Raw genomic sequence first — 16,665 nt, 5'->3', positions numbered from 1 at the left:
CGGCCCCCTCCCGAAGAGCACCTCGGGAGGGGGCCGCACCGCTGTCCGTCACACGTACCGCTTGATCTCCCGCCGGGCCAGCGACCGCTGGTGCACCTCGTCAGGACCGTCCGCCAGCCGCAGCGTCCGCGCCGAGGCCCACAGCTCCGCCAGCGGGAAGTCCTGGCTCACCCCGCCCGCGCCGTACAGCTGCACCGCCGAGTCGAGGATGTCCACCACCGCGCGCGGGGTGGCGATCTTGATGGCCTGGATCTCGGTGTGCGCGCCCTTGTTGCCCACGGTGTCCATCAGCCAGGCCGTCTTGAGCACCAGCAGCCGCAGCTGCTCCACCGTGACCCGGGCGTCCGCGATCCAGTTCCGCACGACGCCCTGCTGGGCGAGCGGCTTGCCGAACGCCGTACGCGCCACCGCCCGCCGACACATCAGCTCGATGGCCCGCTCCGCCATCCCGATCAGCCGCATGCAGTGGTGGATCCGCCCCGGGCCCAGCCGCGCCTGCGCGATGGCGAAGCCGCCTCCCTCCTCGCCGATCAGGTTCGCCGCGGGCACCCGTACGTCGTGGAAGGCCACCTCGGCGTGACCGCCGTGCGCGTGGTCCTCGTACCCGTACACCCGCATCGCGCGCCGCACTTCGAGACCCGGGGTGTCGCGCGGCACCAGGATCATCGACTGCTGGCGGCGGATGTCCGCCCCGTCCGGGTCGGTCTTGCCCATCACGATGAAGACCGCGCAGTCCGGGTTCATCGCCCCGGAGATGTACCACTTACGCCCGTTGATGACGTAGTCACCGCCCTCCCGGACGATCCGCGTCTCGATGTTCGTCGCGTCCGAGGAGGCCACGTCCGGCTCCGTCATCGCGAACGCGGAGCGGATCTCCCCGGCGAGCAGCGGCTCCAGCCACTGCTTCTTCTGCTCGTCGGTGGCGAACTGGAGGAGCACCTCCATGTTCCCGGTGTCCGGGGCCGCGCAGTTCAACGCGGTGGGCGCGAGATGCGGGGAGCGGCCGGTGATCTCGGCGAGCGGGGCGTACTGGAGATTCGTCAGCCCGGCCCCGTACTCCGCGTCGGGCAGGAAGAGGTTCCACAGCCCCCGCCGCCGCGCCTCGGCCTTCAGCTCGCCCACCACCGCCGGGGTGTCCCACGGTGATGCGAGCCGCGCCCGCTGCTCCTCGGCGACCTCCTCGGCGGGATACACGTGCTCGTCCATGAACGCGAGCAGCCTGCTCCGCAGCTCCTCGGTACGGGCGTCGAATGCGAAGTCCATGGGGGTTCAGCCTTCCTGGAGGGTGGTGAGGCCGTGCTCGATGAAGACGGGGACCAGATCGCCGATCTGATCGAAGCCCGCGCCGACGGTCTGGCCGAGGGTGTAGCGGTAGTGGATGCCCTCCAGGATCACGGCGAGCTTGAACCACGCGAACGCGGTGTACCAGGAGATGGCGGAGGCGTCCCGGCCCGAGCGGGACGCGTAGCGCTCGATCAGCTCGGCGGGGGACGGATGTCCGGCCGCGCCGCTGGTGGTGGAGACGGGCGACCGGGGCAGGGCGAGGTCGGAGCTGTACATCACCAGCAGCCCGAGGTCGGTCAGCGGATCGCCGAGCGTGGACATCTCCCAGTCGAGGACGGCCTTGATCCGGTCGTCGGAGCCGAGCAGCACGTTGTCCAGGCGGTAGTCGCCATGGACGACGGTGGGCGCGGGGGAGGAGGGCAGCCCGCGGCCGAGGGAGGCGTGCAGCTCGTCGATGCCCGCCAGGTCACGGTTGCGCGAGGCGTCCAGCTGCTTGCCCCAGCGCCGCAACTGCCGGTCCAGGAAGCCGTCGGGACGCCCGAAGTCGCCGAGCCCGACCGCCCCCGGGTCCACGGCGTGCAGGTCGACCAGGGTGTCGACGAGCCCGAGGACCGCCGCCCGGGTGCGCTCGGGGCCCAGCGGAGCGAGCTGCTCGGCGGTGCGGTACGGGGTGCCCTCGACGTACTCCATCACGTAGAACGGGGAACCGATCACGCTGTCGTCCTCGCAGAGCAGCAGCGGCTCGGGCACCGGGACGGCGGTGGGGTACAGGCCGCTGATCACCCGGTGCTCGCGTGTCATGTCGTGCGCGGTGGCCAGCACATGGCCGAGCGGAGGCCTGCGCACCACCCACTGCCCCGTCCCGTCGCCGACGACGTAGGTCAGGTTCGAGCGACCGCCCTCGATCAGCCGCGCTTCGAGGGGTCCGCTCACCAGCCCCGGCCGCTCGCGGTCGAGATGGCCGCGCAGCAGCTCCGGGTCGAGACCTGGTGGGGGGACTGGGCTCATGGTGCGTACCTCCGGGCGGCGACGGAACAAGACGGAACGAGGCGACTGGACGTCCGGGAACCATGATGCCGACCAGTCGGTATGTCGTCCAGTGCCCTCCCGCGATCCGACGGTGCGGAGCCCTGTGACCGTGCGCACTGTCCGGGGTCGTGGCGGACGGCGTCGGCCGGTGCCCGGGGCTCCTGCCGCCGGCGCGGGCCTACGGGGTGCGCTGTCGGAGGGGTCAGGTCGCGGGGTTCTCCAGCAGGGTGACCCGGTTGCCGTCCGGGTCTTCCAGGGCGGCGGACCGGGTGCGCGTACCGCCGGCCTGCACCGGCCCCGCGGTCAGACCGCGTTCCTTGGCCGGAGTCCGCCGAGCGGCTCGCCTCCGTACGGAGCGATGCCCGTCGACGCTCGGCCCTCGCCTTCGTCGCACCTGTGGTCGCGGCCGTCTTCTTCGTGCCGTCCGCCGTCCATCTGGCGTGGCAACTGACGACGAGCGTGCTCCCGCCCTCCCGGTTCGACGAGTTGACCACCGGCCGGCCGCGCACCGAACTCGCCCCTCTGCTGCCGGCCCGCGCCTATCCCTACCCGTCCGACCACGCCCGTTCCGCACCCCGGTCGCCGGGCGCCCGTTGCGAGTTCTGCCGTTCCGGCCGCGACCTGTTGGACGAGGTCGACCTCTACCGGCTCTGCTGGTCCGGCGACACGCTGCTGACGAAGGACACCGTGCCCGCCGGCCGCCCCTGAAGCCCGCGACCTCACCGGCGGCGCAGGCGAGGGCCTGGCGGGAAAACGCATCCCTGAATAGAGTTCACGTATGAATACGGCTCTGGTGATCGAAGACATCCGGCTCACCCCGGCCCTCGTGGCCGATCCGCCCCTGCTGAACACGCAGGGCGTCCACCAGCCGTACACGCCGCGCCTGATCGTGGAGGTTGTCACCCGGGGTGGAGCGACCGGCGTGGGGGAGACGTACGGCGACGGCGCCTTCCTGGAGCCCGCGCGTTCCCTCGCCGAGGCGCTCCCCGGTGCCCACCGTGAGCGCGACGACGCGGCGGCGATGCGCGCCGCCGACCCGAAGTGGACGCCACCGGCGGTCCCGCGCTGGTGAGAGGGGGTGGACCCCGGCCGTACCCCCTGAGTTGCGGTAACCCCGACCTGCACGGAAGGTCGGGGGATGAAGGCGATCAGCTACAGCGCGTACGGTTCCGCCGACGTCATGGAGTACGGCGAGCGGCCCGACCCCAAGGTCGGCCCCGACACGGTCCTGGTGAAGGTACGGGCCGCCGCCGTCAACCCGGTCGACTGGAAGGCCCGCGAGGGCTACCTCCAGGGTGGCCTCGAAGCCGTCTTCCCGGTGATCCCCGGCTGGGACGTCTCCGGAGTCGTCGTGCAACCGGGCGTCGCGGTGGACGAGTTCGCGGTCGGCGACGAGGTCATCGGCTACGTACGCGAGGACTTCCTCTCGCGCGGCACGTTCGCCGAGTACGTCGCCGCCCCCGTGCGCACCCTCGCCCGCAAGCCCCTGAGCCTGAGCTTCGAGGAGGCCGCGGGCCTGCCACTGGCCGGGCTGACCGCCTACCAGGTGCTGCACCGCATCCTGAAGATCCGCGACGGCGACACCGTCCTGATCCACGCGGCGGCCGGCGGCGTCGGATCGATCGCCGTCCAGATCGCCCGGCACGCCGGCTGCCGGGTGATCGGCACCGCGAGCCCCCGCAACCACGAGCACCTCCGCAGCCTCGGCGCGGAGCCCGTGGAGTACGGCGAAGGCCTCGTCGAGCGGCTGCGCGAACTGGTCCCGGACGGCTTCGACGCCTCCTTCGACACGGTGGGCGGCGACGCGCTGCGCGCCTCCGCCGACACCCTCGCCCCGGGCGGCCGGCTCGCCTCCATCGCGGACGGCGAGGTCTTCTCCTACGGCGGCCGCTACGCCTTCGTGCGCCCCGACGCCGACGACCTGGCCCAAGTCGCGGAACTGGCCGAACGGGGCATCGTCACCGTCCATGTGGACCGGGTGTTCCCGCTGGAGCAGGCCGCTGACGCGTACCGGCTCAACCAGGAGGGGCGCACCCGCGGCAAGATCGTGGTGACGGTGGACTGGGACGGCTGAGGAGACCGGCCGGAACCGCCCGGCCGCCCCCGCTCAGGGGCAGCCGGGCCGCCCGTGTCCGGCCCGGCTCAAGCGGCGTCGCGCCCGCGTCCGGCCCGCTCTCAGAACGGCATCGCGTCCGCACCCGGCCCGGCTCTCAGAACAGCATCGCCGCGGCGAACACCGCCAGCGCCACCGTGCACAGCATCGCCGCCAGCGCTCCGCGTGGGGCGAGCGGCTCCGGCCGTGTCACCTCCATGCGCAGCATCCGACGGTGGGCCACCACCAGGAACCCCAGCCAGGCGGCCGCGCTCAGGGCCACCGCGATCAGCGCGGTCGGCGTCGCTCCGCCGAGCAGCGCCTGCCGCACCGCGAGCAGCGCGACGACCGTGGCGGACAGTGTCGTACGCCGCCAGGCCAGCCGTGTCCGCTCGGGCTGCAGCCCGGGATCCCGGTCCGCCGTCGCCGTCACACGCCCTCCCAGCCGAAGAGGACCACCACCACCATCGCCACGGCGACGACGGCGACCACCAGGCTCAACAGGGTCGGGAACCGGGACACCGGCAGGTCCTCGCCCCGCCGCATCGCCCGCTCGCACCGCACCCAGTGGTTGACCGCCCGCAGCGCGCAGAGCACGCCGGCCGCGAGCAGCCCGAGCGCGAGCCCGGCCCGGACGCCCCACACCAGCTCCGGCAGAAACTGGTCGACGGCGAAACCCCCGCCGATCAGGGCCAGAGCCGTCCGGATCCAGGCGAGGAACGTCCGCTCGTTGGCCAACGAGAACCGGTAGTCGGGGGTGTCCCCCTCGTCCCGGATCCGCTGCGGCGCGAACCACAGCCGTACGCTCTGCACGATCTTGTTCACACGGGAACCCTAGGCGGTACGCGCCGATCAGGCCCGGTCAGCCCCGCTCGGAATCGGTCTTGAGAGACCGAGCCAGGTCAGGCCGCCCGGATTTCCCGCAGCCGCCGGTACGCCTCCACCCCGTCCGGCACCCAGGGCCACTCGTCGAGCCGCCGCTCCAGCTCCGCGTCGTCCAGGAACGTGTGCCAGGCGACCTCCTCCACCTGCGGGGAGACCGGCAGCTCGCACCGCACCCGGTAGACGGCGGACCACCAGGTGTACCCGGTGTCCGCGTCGGCGTAGAGGAACCGGAACAGCGGCTCGGGCCGCGGCAGCCCCGAGACCCCCAGCTCCTCCTCCGCCTCGCGCAGCGCCGCCTCGTCGTACGACTCGCCCGCCCCCACCACCCCGCCGACGAACATGTCGTAGTGCGAGGGGAAGACCAGCTTCGTGGGCGTACGCCGATGGACGAACACCCGCCCGTCGGCGTCGCGCGCCTCGATGAACACACAGCGGTGCCGCAGCCTCCGCGCGGTCGCCTCGCCGCGCGGGGCCTGCCCGACGACCTCGTCGTTCTCGTCGACGATGTCCAGGATCTCGTCAGAAGGCGTCATACGTTTCATCCAACAGCACCCGGACGGTTGACGTGGCCCCGGCAGGTACCCAAGATCTGACGCACGAGTAACTTGAACGTTTCGCCGGCCCGGTGGGCCGACCTTCCCCGCGCGACCCGAGCCACCCCGACAGGATGGAACCCATGGCGTACGACGCTGATGTGATCGTGATCGGGGCAGGACTCGCCGGGCTCGTGGCCACCGCCGAACTGGTCGACGCCGGCCGTTCCGTGATCCTCCTCGACCAGGAGCCCGAGCAGTCCATCGGCGGCCAGGCGCACTGGTCCTTCGGCGGCCTCTTCCTCGTGGACTCGCCCGAACAGCGCCGGCTGCGGATCAAGGACAGCCGAGAGCTGGCCCTCCAGGACTGGTACGGCACGGCGGGCTTCGACCGGGAGGCCGAGGACCGCTGGCCGCGGAAGTGGGCCGAGGCGTACGTCGACTTCGCCGCCGGTGAGAAGCGCTCCTGGCTGCACCAGCAGGGGCTGCGCATCTTCCCGGTCGTCGGCTGGGCGGAACGCGGCGGCTACGACGCGATGGGCCACGGCAACTCCGTACCCCGCTTCCACATCACCTGGGGCACCGGCCCCGGCGTCGTCGCCCCCTTCGAACGGCGGGTCCGCGAGGGCGTCGCCAAAGGGCTCGTCCAGCTGAGGTTCCGCCACCGCGTCACCGGTCTCGCCCGCACCGCCGGGGCGCTCGACACGGTCACCGGCGAGATCCTGGAGCCCAGCGCCGCCGAGCGCGGCACCGCGAGCGGCCGGGAGGCCACGGCCCCCTTCGAGCTGAAGGCGCAGGCGGTGATCGTCACCTCCGGCGGCATCGGCGGCAACCACGACCTGGTCCGCGCCCAGTGGCCCGAGCGCCTGGGCACCCCGCCCGCGAAGATGCTGTCCGGGGTGCCCGCGCACGTCGACGGACTGATGCTCGGCATCGCCGAGAAGGCGGGCGCGCACCACATCAACCGCGACCGGATGTGGCACTACACCGAGGGCATCGAGAACTGGAACCCGATCTGGGCCAAGCACGGCATCCGGATCCTGCCCGGCCCCTCGTCGCTCTGGCTGGACGCGCGCGGCAAGCGACTGCCGGTCCCGCTCTTCCCGGGCTTCGACACGCTCGGCACCCTCGAACACATCATGGGCTCCGGCCACGGCTACACCTGGTTCGTGCTCAACCAGCGCATCATCGGCAAGGAGTTCGCGCTCTCCGGCTCCGAGCAGAACCCGGACCTGACCGGCAAGTCGGTCCGCGACGTGATCGGCAGGGCCCGCGCGGACGTGCCCGCACCGGTCAAGGCCTTCATGGACCACGGCGTGGACTTCGTCGTGGAGAAGGAACTCGGCGCGCTGGTCCGGGGCATGAACGCGGTCACCGGCGACGACCTCATCGACGAGGAGAGCCTGCGCCGCGAGATCACCGCCCGTGACAGGGAGATCGCCAACCCCTTCACCAAGGACCTCCAGGTCACCGCGGTCCACGGGGCCCGCGCCTACCTCGGCGACCGCCTCATCCGCACCGCGAAACCGCACCGCGTCCTGGACCCGGCGGCCGGCCCGCTGATCGCCGTCCGGCTCAACATCCTCACCCGCAAGTCCCTGGGCGGCCTGGAGACGGACCTGTCCTCCCGCGTCCTCGATTCCGCGGGCGCCCCGCTCCCCGGCCTGTACGCGGCGGGCGAGGCGGCGGGCTTCGGCGGCGGCGGAGTCCACGGCTACCGCTCCCTGGAGGGCACGTTCCTGGGCGGCTGCATCTTCTCCGGCAGAGCGGCGGGCCGGGCGGCGGCGCAGGCGGTGTAAGCACCGCATCGGGACCGGGCCCCGCACGTCCCTCCGGGCCGCGTTTCAAGCCCCTCCGGCGATTGAGGAGCGGGGCCCGGGGCAACGCTCCGGCGGCCGGCCGGCCGAAGACCCCCGCCCTCACCCCGCGGACGAATCGGACCCCGCGGTCACCCCAACCGCTCCACCACCCGGAACCGCTCCGCGACGATCAGGGTCCCGTCGTTCACCGTGAACCCCGGATCCCCCAGCGCCTCCCGCATCTCCTCGCTGTGCCAGAACCGCTCGTGCCCCGCCCGCCATTCGGCCACCGACCGATAGCCCTCGCCCTCGTCGAGCGCATGCTGGAGATCCACCTCCCCGAGGGGCAGTACCCGTACGTCGACCAGCTCCAGCACCGCCACCTCCCGCCCTTCCGAGTCGATCAGCGCGGACCGTTCGCCCACGGGGGGAAGCTCCTCCTGCTCCCGTTCGTACTCGGCCAACAGCCCGGATGTGGACACCTTCTCGCCGGAGAGGACCGCCGCCACCAGCTGGTCGCGCAACGGCCCGGGAAAGGCGAGAAGGAAGGGGCTGAGGGGTTCGCGAGGTTCCATGCCCTCAGTGTGTCAGGCGCCACTCGGCGCCCACCGACCCCGCCGCACGCTGCGCGAACACCGCGCCCGATGGGGTGCAATCCAGCCAAGTAGCGGAAAAGCGAACAGAGTTGACATCAATCGCCTCTTGACGGGGAGCGTTGCCTACCGCTTTGCTGTGCGCGATCATCCGCTCGCACACCGCATCGAAAGAAGCCTGCGGCATGCCCCCGCCTCCGCCGCCCCTGGGCCGCTCCCGCCGTCGGGGCAGCCGCTCGGACCACGTCTTCGACCTGGCCCTCGACGACGATGAACTCATCGCCGTACGAAGCCAGTTCGTCCAGGGCAGATGGTCCGAGGCCCGCACCCTGCTCGGGGGCACCGGGCGGGACTGGGACCGCCGCGGGCACCGTGTGCTGGCCCTCGCCGAGACCCCGTCCGCCGTCGACTGGGCCGGTGACTGGCTGCTCGTCGAACCCGAGAGCGCCGACGCCGCCACCCTCCTCGGCTGCGCCCGGGTCGCCCGCGCGCTGCGGCCCAGGGCCAAGGCGAACGACGCCGCCCGTGCCCGGGAAGCCTGTCTGGCCGCCGCCCGTCTCCTCCCCGACGACCCCACCCCCTGGCTCGCGCTGCTCCTCCTGGACCGGGGCCGCGACGACGGGGCGGACGAGACCGGCCGGCTCTTCGAGGAGGTGCGCTCCCGCCACCCCGACCACCACCATGCCCACCACGTGATGACCGCTCTGCTGGCCGAGAGCAACCCGGCCAGCGGTCACGACCCCCTCCACGAGGTGTACGACTTCGCCGCCTGGGCCGCCGAACTGGCCCCCGCCGACTCCCCGTTGTCCGTTCTCCCGGTCATCGCCCATGCCGAGCGCTACCGCGTCCTGGTCGCCGCCGGCATCGAGCCCGGCGACCCGGCGCTCTCCGAGCACTGGTCCGGACGGCGGGCCCGCCAGGTGATGAAGGCCGCCTTCGACTGGTGGCTGGAATGGGAGCGCGAGGACCACCCGCGTCACCGCCTCGATCTGAACTTCCTGGCCCACGCCAAGGTCTGCGAGGGCCGGCCCGCCGAGGCCGCCGCCCTGTTCCACCGCATCGGCCCGTACGCCACCGCCGCGCCCTGGTCGTACTCCGGACGGGAGCCCCACGCCGCGTTCGTCGCCGCGCGCGCCTACGCGCTCGGCACCCGGTGAAGCGCCCGTGAAGCACCCGGTGAAGGCGTCGTCCGTGAAGCACCTGGTGAAGGCGTCCGTGCAGCGCCCGTGAAGCACTCCGTGATCCACGAAAGGCACCACCCCGCCACGAAGAAGGGACCCATCCCGCCATGTCGAGGGGCAGTTCGATTTCCAGCGAGACCGGCAGTACGAGAGGGACGACCGATACCGGCGGGATCAACACCTACAAGGGCGAGGAACGAGCCCTGCGGGCGAACCGGCTCGGCACCCCCGGACTCCTGCTGTCGGTGATCGCGGCCAGCGCCCCCCTGATGGTGGTCGCCGGAGTGATGCCGACGGTCTTCGGCGTGATGGGCATCGTCGGCCAGCCGCTGCTCTACCTCATCCTGGGCGTCGTCCTGATGCTGTTCGGCGTCGGCTACGCGGAGATGAGCCGGCACGTCCACAACGCCGGCGCGTTCTACGCGTACATCGCCCGCGGGCTCGGCCCGACAGCCGGCGCCGGAGCCTCGCTGGTGGCCCTGGTCGCGTACAGCGCGATGCAGGTCGGCATCTACGGAATCCTCGGCTTCGAGGTCTCCGGCATCTTCGCCACGTATCTCGACATCGAGCTGGCGTGGTGGGTACCGGCCCTGGTCGCTGCGGCCGTCGTCGGCGTCCTCGGCTGGCTGAAGATCGATCTCAACGCGAAGGTGCTCGGCGTCCTGCTGGTCATCGAGTGCGCCCTCGTGGTGATCTTCGACATCGCCGCTGTGAGCAAGCCCGGCCCCGAGGGCCTGTCGCTGCACGCGTTCAACCCCGAGACCCTGACCGGCGCCGGGCTCGGCACCGCGCTCTGCTTCTGCATCGCCGCGTTCGTCGGCTTCGAACAGGCGCCGGTGTACGCGGAGGAGACCAGCCGCCCGCAGATCGTGGTGTCCCGGGTGATGTTCCTCGCGGTGGGCTACGCCGCGCTGTTCCTGGCGATCAGCTCCTGGGCCCTGACCGTCGCCGCCGGGCCCGGCTCCATCGCCGACACCTCCCTCAAGGAGGGCCCCGGCATGCTGTTCGGTCTCACCGAGGACCGGCTCGGCTCCACCTTCACCGACATCCTGCACATCCTCTTCGTCACCGGGATGTTCGCCGCGCTCCTCAGCTTCCACAACGTCGTCGCCCGCTACGCGTTCGCGATGGGCCGCGAGGGCCTGCTGCCCGCCCGTTTCGGCCGCACCAACCGGGCGAGCGGCGCCCCCGGCACCGGCTCGCTGCTCCAGACGGTCGTCTCCGTGGTGATCATCCTCGCGTTCGCGTTCACCGACGACAAGCCGGTCGGCGACCCCACCGCCCCCGTCCTGCGGCTCTTCACCTGGATGGGCAACGTCGGCGCGCTCGGAGTCATCCTGCTGATGGCCGCGGCCTCCTTCGCCGTCATCGCCTTCTTCGTCAAGCGCGGCGCCGGCCGCGCGCAGGCCCCGCGCCTGGTCGCCTCCGGCCTCGCCGGTCTCGCGCTCCTGACGATCGCCGTCTTCACCGTCCGCGACTTCGACGTCCTCGTCGGCTCCGGCCCCGGCTCCGCCCTCAGCTGGCTGCTGCCCGGCGTGATCATCCTCGCGCTCGTCGGAGGTCTCGTGTACGGGGCGGTGCTGCGCTCGGCCAAGCCCGAGGTGCACGCCCGGATCGGCCTCGGCAACGAGGCGTTCCAGCTGGAGAAGGCGGCCGAGAGCGGGTCGGCCCGCCGCTGACTACTCCTGTACGCACGCGAGACGCCCGCCCCGGTGCGGTACCGGGGCGGGCGTCTCGTCATTGCCGTACGGAGGGGCTACAGCAACAGCGAGAGCAGCAGGATGAAGGCCATGGCCACCACGGAGATGATCGTCTCCATCACCGACCAGGTCTTCACGGTCTGGCCCACGTCCATGCCGAAGTACTCCTTCACCAGCCAGAACCCGGCGTCGTTGACATGGCTGAAGAAGAGCGAACCGGCGCCGACGGCCAGCACGAGCAGGGCCGCGTGCGAGGTCGACATATCGGCGGCCAGCGGGGCGACCAGACCGGCGGCCGAGATGGTGGCGACGGTGGCCGAGCCGGTGGCGAGGCGGATCGCGACGGCGATCAGCCAGCCGAGCAGCAGGGCCGGGATCGACCAGTTCTCGGAGAACTCCAGGATCATCTGGCCCACCCCGGCGTCGATCAGCGTCTGCTTGAAGCCGCCGCCCGCGCCGACGATGAGCAGGATTCCGGCGATCGGGGCGAGGGACTTCTCCACGGTGCCGGCGAGCCGGTCCTTGGTGAACCCGGCGGCCCGGCCGAGGGTGAACATCCCGACGAGGACGGCCGCGAGCAGGGCGATCAGCGGCGACCCGATGACCGCGGTGACCTTCTGGAGACCGTTGTCGGGGTTGTCGACCACGATCTCCACGAGCGCGTTCAGCAACATCAGGACGACCGGCAGCAGGATGGTCGCCAGGGTCGCGCCGAAGCTCGGACGGCGGTCCAGGTCCTCGGAGGGGCGCTGCGGGATCATGTTCTCCGGCGGCTTGATGTCCACCCAGCGCGCGGCGTAACGGGAGAACACCGGGCCGGCGATGATCACCGTCGGGATGGCGACCAGCACGCCGAGCGCCAGCGTCACGCCGAGGTTGGCGTCCAGCGCGTCGATCGCGACCAGCGGGCCGGGGTGCGGCGGGATCAGCCCGTGCATCACGGAGAGCCCGGCCAGCGCCGGGATGCCGATCCGCATCAGGGAGTAGTTGCCGCGCTTGGCGACGAGCAGCACGACCGGGATCATCAGCACGATCCCGACCTCGAAGAACAGCGGCAGACCGATGATCGAGGCGATCAGGACCATCGCCCAGGGCATGACCCGGCCGCTGGCCCTCGCGAGGATGGTGTCGACGACCTGGTCGGCTCCGCCCGAGTCGGCGAGCAGCTTGCCCAGGATCGCGCCGAGCGCGATCAGGACGCCCACGCCCGCGACGGTGGAGCCGAGGCCCGCGGTGAAGCTGAGGATCGTGTCGGCCGGAGCGGCTCCCGCGAAGGAGCCGAGCGCCAGCGAACCGATGGTCAGCGCCAGGAACGCGTGCATCTTGAGCTTGGTGATGAGGAGAACGATGACGGCGATGCCCGCCAGGACGGCGATGCCCAACTGAGCGTTGCCTGCCGAGGTGATCGGTTCGGCGGCTTCCGCTGCCAGGATCTCGACGCTGAGACTGGTCACGGTGATGGTCCTTAACTGTCGAGCCGGCGCAGCGCGGCCACGGCTCGCCGGGTGATTTCCTCAGGAGTGCCGGACACGTCGACGCTCACCCCGGCCTCGTCGGCCTGGAGCGGCTGCAACGTCGCGAACTGGGAGTCGAGCAGCGCGGTGGGCATGAAGTGCCCCTTGCGGTCCGCCATCCGCTCCTCGATCAGCGCCCGGTCACCGGTCAGATGCAGGAAGACGGCGTCCGGCGCCCCGTCCCGCAGCCGGTCCCGGTAGACCCGCTTGAGCGCGGAGCTGGAGACGACCCCGCCGAGCCCCGCCCGCCCGTGCGCCCACGCGCCGATGGCGTCCAGCCAGGGCCACCTGTCGTCGTCGTCCAGGGGGGTGCCGGCCGACATCTTGGCGATGTTCGCCGGCGGATGGAAGTCGTCGCCCTCGGCGTACGGGACGCCGAGCTCGGCGGCGAGCAGGGGACCGATCGTGGTCTTGCCGGTTCCTGCTACGCCCATCACCACGACGACGTGGGGGGCGGTACTCATGGGGGGTGCCGTGTTCATGGAGGTGTCTCGCTGTCTTCTTCGACATCGGTCCGTCGCGCCACTGAAACCTATTAGGTACGACTTATTCAAGAGCCTGTGACGTAAACGTCGTACTTATTATTCCCGAGGGTCGCCCCGTAGGCTTGACCCATGACCACACAGAGCCAGGGGCTGCATACACATGTGCTGGACACCCTGGGTCTGGAGATCTCCTCCGGCCAGTGCCCGCCCGGCAGCGTCCTACGCACCGACGAGCTCGCCCAGCGCTTCGACGTCTCCCGTACGGTCGTCCGCGAAGTGGTCCGGGTCCTGGAATCGATGCACCTGGTCGAATCCCGCCGCCGCGTCGGCGTGACGGTCCGCCCCACCGAGACCTGGAACGTCTACGACCCCCAGGTCATCCGCTGGCGCCTGGCCGGCGCCGACCGCCCCCGCCAGCTGCGCTCCCTCACCGTGCTGCGCTCCGCGATCGAACCGGTCGCGGCGGGCCTCGCCGCCCACCACGCCACCGCCGCCCAGTGCGCCGAGCTCACCGAACGCGCCCTCGGCATGGTCGCCACCTCGCGAGGCCAGCAGCTGGAGGGCTACCTCGAACACGACATCGCCTTCCACCGGATCGTCCTCAACGCCTCCGGCAACGAGATGTTCGCCCGGCTCGGGGACGTCGTCGCCGAGGTCCTCGCGGGTCGCACCCACCACCAGGTGATGTTCGAGGACCCCGACCCGGCCGCCGTCACCCTCCATGTCCGCCTCGCCGAGGCGGTCCGCGAGGGAGACCCGGAGGCCGCCGAACGGATCACCAAGGAGATCGCGGTCGGAGCCCTGCACGAACTGGACGTGCTCGCTCCGTAGCGGGTCCCCCAAGGCGTACGGTGGTCCGCGATCGATCGTCGCGAAAGCTCAGGAGCAGGGAGAACACGGTTATGGCGCAGCAGGTGCAAGGGGTCATCGCACCGGGGAAGAACGAACCGGTCAGGGTCGAGACGATCGTGATCCCGGACCCCGGCCCCGGCGAGGCGGTCGTGAAGATCCAGGCGTGCGGCGTCTGCCACACCGACCTGCACTACAAGCAGGGCGGCATCAACGACGAGTTCCCCTTCCTCCTCGGCCACGAGGCCGCGGGCGTCGTGGAGTCGGTCGGCGAAGGCGTCACGGACGTCGCCCCCGGCGACTTCGTCGTCCTCAACTGGCGTGCCGTGTGCGGACAGTGCCGCGCCTGTCTGCGCGGCCGCCCCTGGTACTGCTTCGACACCCACAACGCCAAGCAGAAGATGACGCTGCTCGACGGCACGGAGCTGTCGCCCGCGCTGGGCATCGGCGCGTTCGCCGAGAAGACGCTCGTCGCCTCCGGCCAGTGCACCAAGGTCGACCCCGAGGTCTCCCCGGCGGTCGCCGGACTGCTCGGCTGCGGCGTCATGGCGGGCATCGGCGCGGCCATCAACACCGGCCAGGTCGGCCGCGGCGACTCCGTCGCCGTCATCGGCTGCGGCGGCGTCGGCGACGCGGCGATCGCCGGGTCCCGGCTGGCCGGCGCGGCGAAGATCATCGCGGTCGACATCGACGACCGCAAGCTGGAGACGGCGAAGAAGATGGGCGCCACCCACACCGTCAACTCCCGCTCCACCGACCCGGTCGAGGCCATCCGCGCCCTCACCGACGGCAACGGCGCCGACGTCGTCATCGAGGCCGTCGGCCGCCCGGAGACCTACCAGCAGGCCTTCTACGCCCGTGACCTCGCCGGAACGGTCGTCCTCGTCGGCGTCCCGACCCCGGACATGAAGCTTGAACTGCCGCTCCTGGACGTCTTCGGCCGCGGCGGCTCGCTCAAGTCCTCCTGGTACGGCGACTGTCTGCCCTCCCGCGACTTCCCGATGCTCGTCGACCTCCACCAGCAGGGCCGCCTCGACCTCGCCGCCTTCGTCACGGAGACCATCGGCATCGGCGACGTCGAGCAGGCCTTCGCCCGGATGCACGATGGCGACGTCCTCCGCTCGGTGGTGGTCTTCTGATGTCCGCCCGCATCGACCACCTCGTCACCTCCGGCACCTTCGCCCTCGACGGCGGCGAGTGGGACGTCGACAACAACGTCTGGATCGTCGGCGACGACACCGAGGCGATCGTCATCGACGCCGCCCACGACGCCGCCGCCATCGAGGCCGCGCTCGGCGGCCGGACGCTGCGCGCCATCGTCTGCACCCACGCGCACAACGACCACATCGACGCCGCCCCCGCCCTCGCGACAGCCACCGGCGCCCCGATCCTGCTCCACCCGGACGACCTGCCGCTCTGGCAGCAGACCCACCCGGACCGCGCCCCCGACGGCACCCTCTCGGACGGCCAGGAACTGACCGTGGCGGGCACCACGCTCACGGTCCTGCACACCCCGGGCCACGCCCCCGGCGCGGTCTGCCTGTACGCCCCCGAGCTGGCCACGGTCTTCACCGGCGACACCCTCTTCCAGGGCGGCCCCGGCGCCACCGGCCGCTCCTTCTCGTCGTTCCCCACGATCATCGACTCGATCAGGGACCGGCTGCTCACCCTCCCCGGCGACACCGCCGTCCGCACCGGCCACGGGGACCCCACCTCCATCGGAGCGGAAGCCCCGCAGCTCGACGAGTGGATCAAGCGCGGTCACTGAGGGCCGCGCGCCTCACCCCTCCGGCCAGGCGGAGAGCCGCAGCCCGCTCACGAAGCGGCGCGGCTCCCCGCCGACCGGATCGGTGAACTCCAGCACCCGGGCCAGCAACTGCAACGGCCGCGAGAAGTCGTCAGCGGCCGCTTCCCCCTCCACCACCGGGTACAGCGGATCGTGGAGGAGGGGCAGCCCCAGCGCGTTCATATGGACGCGCAGCTGATGCGTGCGCCCGGTAGCGGGCAACAGCCGGTACCGCCCGATCCCGCCCCGGTGCCCCACCAGCTCCACCCGGCTCTCACTGTTCGCCTCACCCGGCTCCTCGCGGGCGGCGAGCACCCCGCGCTCCTTCACGATCCGGCTCCGCACGGTCCGGGGCAGGACGAGCTCCGGGTCGTACGGGGCCACCGCCTCGTACTCCTTGCGCACCAGCCGGTCCCGGAACAGCGTCTGGTACGCGCCCCGGTCCTCCGGCCGCACCACGAACAGCACGAGCCCCGCGGTCAGCCGGTCCAGCCGGTGCGCGGGTTGCAACGCGGGCAGGTCCAGCTCCCGCCGCAGCCGGGCCACCGCGGTCTCGGTGATGTGCCGCCCCCGGGGCATGGTCGCCAGGAAATGCGGCTTGTCGGCGACCACGAGCCGATCGTCCCGGTACACGACGCCGACCGGGAACGGAACCGTCTCCTCCGGTGCGAAGTCCCGGTGGAACCAGAGGCACCGTCCCGCGGCATAGGGCTCGTCGCCGCGCACGGCGACCCCGTCGGCCCCCACGAACCGCCCGGCCCCCAGCATCTCCGCCACCCGGGCCGCCCCGATCGCCCCGCCGAACCGCCCGACCAGATGGTCCCCGACACAGCCCCAGAGCCCTTCGGAATCCTCCGGCAACCGCACCCGCACCGCGTCGATTCCGTTCCGCTGGGGGAGCGGAACGGGAGGCGGCTTCCTGCGCCCTCGCATCG

18 protein-coding genes and 1 pseudogene are annotated in these 16,665 nt (G+C 71.7%); 9 read left to right on the top strand and 10 right to left on the bottom strand.

Going from position 1 to position 16,665, the window contains the following annotated elements:
* Window positions 1–48: 48 nt before the first annotated feature.
* The gene (locus ACH4RG_RS30695) at window positions 49–1,263 is read right to left on the bottom strand and encodes an acyl-CoA dehydrogenase family protein (RefSeq protein WP_397922670.1); all 1,215 of its coding nucleotides are present in this window, start codon (window positions 1,261–1,263) and stop codon (window positions 49–51) included.
* A 6-nt stretch (window positions 1,264–1,269) separates the two neighbouring features.
* Window positions 1,270–2,292: a phosphotransferase family protein gene (locus tag ACH4RG_RS30690; RefSeq protein WP_397922672.1), complete on the bottom strand. Its 1,023-nt coding sequence runs from the start codon at window positions 2,290–2,292 to the stop codon at window positions 1,270–1,272.
* Between the two features lie 417 nt (window positions 2,293–2,709).
* Here ACH4RG_RS30690 and ACH4RG_RS30685 point away from each other — a divergent pair, with 417 nt between their 5' ends.
* The 3 genes and pseudogenes from ACH4RG_RS30685 (at window position 2,710) to ACH4RG_RS30675 (ending at window position 4,387) form a co-directional block, all read left to right on the top strand.
* Entirely contained in the window at window positions 2,710–3,021 is a 312-nt protein-coding gene (locus ACH4RG_RS30685; RefSeq protein ID WP_398540542.1) for a hypothetical protein, read from the top strand.
* A 70-nt stretch (window positions 3,022–3,091) separates the two neighbouring features.
* Window positions 3,092–3,304, top strand: a pseudogene (locus ACH4RG_RS30680) (glucarate dehydratase); the annotation flags it as partial.
* Between the two features lie 147 nt (window positions 3,305–3,451).
* The gene (locus ACH4RG_RS30675) at window positions 3,452–4,387 is read left to right on the top strand and encodes an NADP-dependent oxidoreductase (protein WP_397922675.1); all 936 of its coding nucleotides are present in this window, start codon (window positions 3,452–3,454) and stop codon (window positions 4,385–4,387) included.
* 136 nt (window positions 4,388–4,523) lie between these two features.
* Here the strand turns inward: ACH4RG_RS30675 and ACH4RG_RS30670 are convergent, their stop codons facing one another.
* The 3 genes from ACH4RG_RS30670 to ACH4RG_RS30660 form a co-directional block, all read right to left on the bottom strand.
* Window positions 4,524–4,838 (bottom strand): DUF202 domain-containing protein, encoded by a 315-nt coding sequence (locus tag ACH4RG_RS30670; RefSeq protein ID WP_397922676.1) that lies wholly within the window; start codon window positions 4,836–4,838, stop codon window positions 4,524–4,526.
* Window positions 4,835–5,230, bottom strand: a complete 396-nt coding sequence (locus ACH4RG_RS30665; protein ID WP_215106810.1) for a YidH family protein — start codon at window positions 5,228–5,230, stop codon at window positions 4,835–4,837. Before ACH4RG_RS30665 ends, ACH4RG_RS30670 begins: the two co-directional genes overlap by 4 nt.
* Before the next feature lie 77 nt (window positions 5,231–5,307).
* Complete coding sequence (locus tag ACH4RG_RS30660; RefSeq protein WP_397922678.1) at window positions 5,308–5,823, bottom strand: NUDIX domain-containing protein; 516 nt, start codon at window positions 5,821–5,823, stop codon at window positions 5,308–5,310.
* Between the two features lie 143 nt (window positions 5,824–5,966).
* Between ACH4RG_RS30660 and ACH4RG_RS30655 the strand changes: the two genes are divergently transcribed.
* Window positions 5,967–7,622, top strand: a complete 1,656-nt coding sequence (locus tag ACH4RG_RS30655; RefSeq protein WP_397922680.1) for an FAD-binding dehydrogenase — start codon at window positions 5,967–5,969, stop codon at window positions 7,620–7,622.
* A 149-nt stretch (window positions 7,623–7,771) separates the two neighbouring features.
* Here ACH4RG_RS30655 and ACH4RG_RS30650 read toward each other — a convergent pair whose 3' ends face one another.
* Both ACH4RG_RS30650 and ACH4RG_RS30645 read right to left on the bottom strand, forming a co-directional pair.
* The gene (locus ACH4RG_RS30650; RefSeq protein ID WP_397922682.1) at window positions 7,772–8,197 is read right to left on the bottom strand and encodes an ASCH domain-containing protein; all 426 of its coding nucleotides are present in this window, start codon (window positions 8,195–8,197) and stop codon (window positions 7,772–7,774) included.
* A gap of 4 nt (window positions 8,198–8,201) precedes the next feature.
* Window positions 8,202–8,402: a hypothetical protein gene (locus ACH4RG_RS30645; RefSeq protein WP_397932080.1), complete on the bottom strand. Its 201-nt coding sequence runs from the start codon at window positions 8,400–8,402 to the stop codon at window positions 8,202–8,204.
* Between ACH4RG_RS30645 and ACH4RG_RS30640 the strand changes: the two genes are divergently transcribed.
* Window positions 8,401–9,372 carry a hypothetical protein gene (locus tag ACH4RG_RS30640; protein ID WP_397922686.1) on the top strand — a complete coding sequence of 324 codons (972 nt, stop codon included), beginning with the start codon at window positions 8,401–8,403 and terminating at the stop codon, window positions 9,370–9,372. The two genes, ACH4RG_RS30645 and ACH4RG_RS30640, sit on opposite strands and share 2 nt — an antisense overlap.
* Before the next feature lie 131 nt (window positions 9,373–9,503).
* A complete protein-coding gene (locus ACH4RG_RS30635; RefSeq protein WP_397922688.1) occupies window positions 9,504–11,075 on the top strand; it encodes an APC family permease in 1,572 nt (523 codons plus the stop codon).
* A gap of 77 nt (window positions 11,076–11,152) precedes the next feature.
* Here ACH4RG_RS30635 and ACH4RG_RS30630 read toward each other — a convergent pair whose 3' ends face one another.
* Together ACH4RG_RS30630 and ACH4RG_RS30625 are read right to left on the bottom strand one after the other, a co-directional pair.
* Complete coding sequence (locus tag ACH4RG_RS30630; RefSeq protein WP_397922690.1) at window positions 11,153–12,550, bottom strand: GntP family permease; 1,398 nt, start codon at window positions 12,548–12,550, stop codon at window positions 11,153–11,155.
* Window positions 12,551–12,561: 11 nt separating this feature from the next.
* On the bottom strand, window positions 12,562–13,074 hold the full coding sequence (locus ACH4RG_RS30625; RefSeq protein ID WP_397922692.1) for a gluconokinase: 513 nt from the start codon (window positions 13,072–13,074) through the stop codon (window positions 12,562–12,564).
* A gap of 150 nt (window positions 13,075–13,224) precedes the next feature.
* Here ACH4RG_RS30625 and ACH4RG_RS30620 point away from each other — a divergent pair, with 150 nt between their 5' ends.
* The 3 genes from ACH4RG_RS30620 (at window position 13,225) to ACH4RG_RS30610 (ending at window position 15,712) form a co-directional block, all read left to right on the top strand.
* Window positions 13,225–13,926: a FadR/GntR family transcriptional regulator gene (locus tag ACH4RG_RS30620; protein ID WP_397922694.1), complete on the top strand. Its 702-nt coding sequence runs from the start codon at window positions 13,225–13,227 to the stop codon at window positions 13,924–13,926.
* Between the two features lie 71 nt (window positions 13,927–13,997).
* Window positions 13,998–15,083, top strand: a complete 1,086-nt coding sequence (locus ACH4RG_RS30615) for an S-(hydroxymethyl)mycothiol dehydrogenase (protein ID WP_274345711.1) — start codon at window positions 13,998–14,000, stop codon at window positions 15,081–15,083.
* Window positions 15,083–15,712 carry an MBL fold metallo-hydrolase gene (locus ACH4RG_RS30610; RefSeq protein ID WP_397922696.1) on the top strand — a complete coding sequence of 210 codons (630 nt, stop codon included), beginning with the start codon at window positions 15,083–15,085 and terminating at the stop codon, window positions 15,710–15,712. Before ACH4RG_RS30615 ends, ACH4RG_RS30610 begins: the two co-directional genes overlap by 1 nt.
* Before the next feature lie 12 nt (window positions 15,713–15,724).
* Here ACH4RG_RS30610 and ACH4RG_RS30605 read toward each other — a convergent pair whose 3' ends face one another.
* Window positions 15,725–16,663: an RluA family pseudouridine synthase gene (locus ACH4RG_RS30605; RefSeq protein ID WP_398540541.1), complete on the bottom strand. Its 939-nt coding sequence runs from the start codon at window positions 16,661–16,663 to the stop codon at window positions 15,725–15,727.
* Between the last annotated feature and the right edge of the window lie 2 nt (window positions 16,664–16,665).

Source organism: Streptomyces sp. NPDC021019 (assembly GCF_044333295.1).
Taxonomy (GTDB): Bacteria; Actinomycetota; Actinomycetes; order Streptomycetales; family Streptomycetaceae; genus Streptomyces.
Note: the sequence above shows the minus strand (reverse complement) of the source record. Positions and strands in the feature narration are given on the sequence as shown.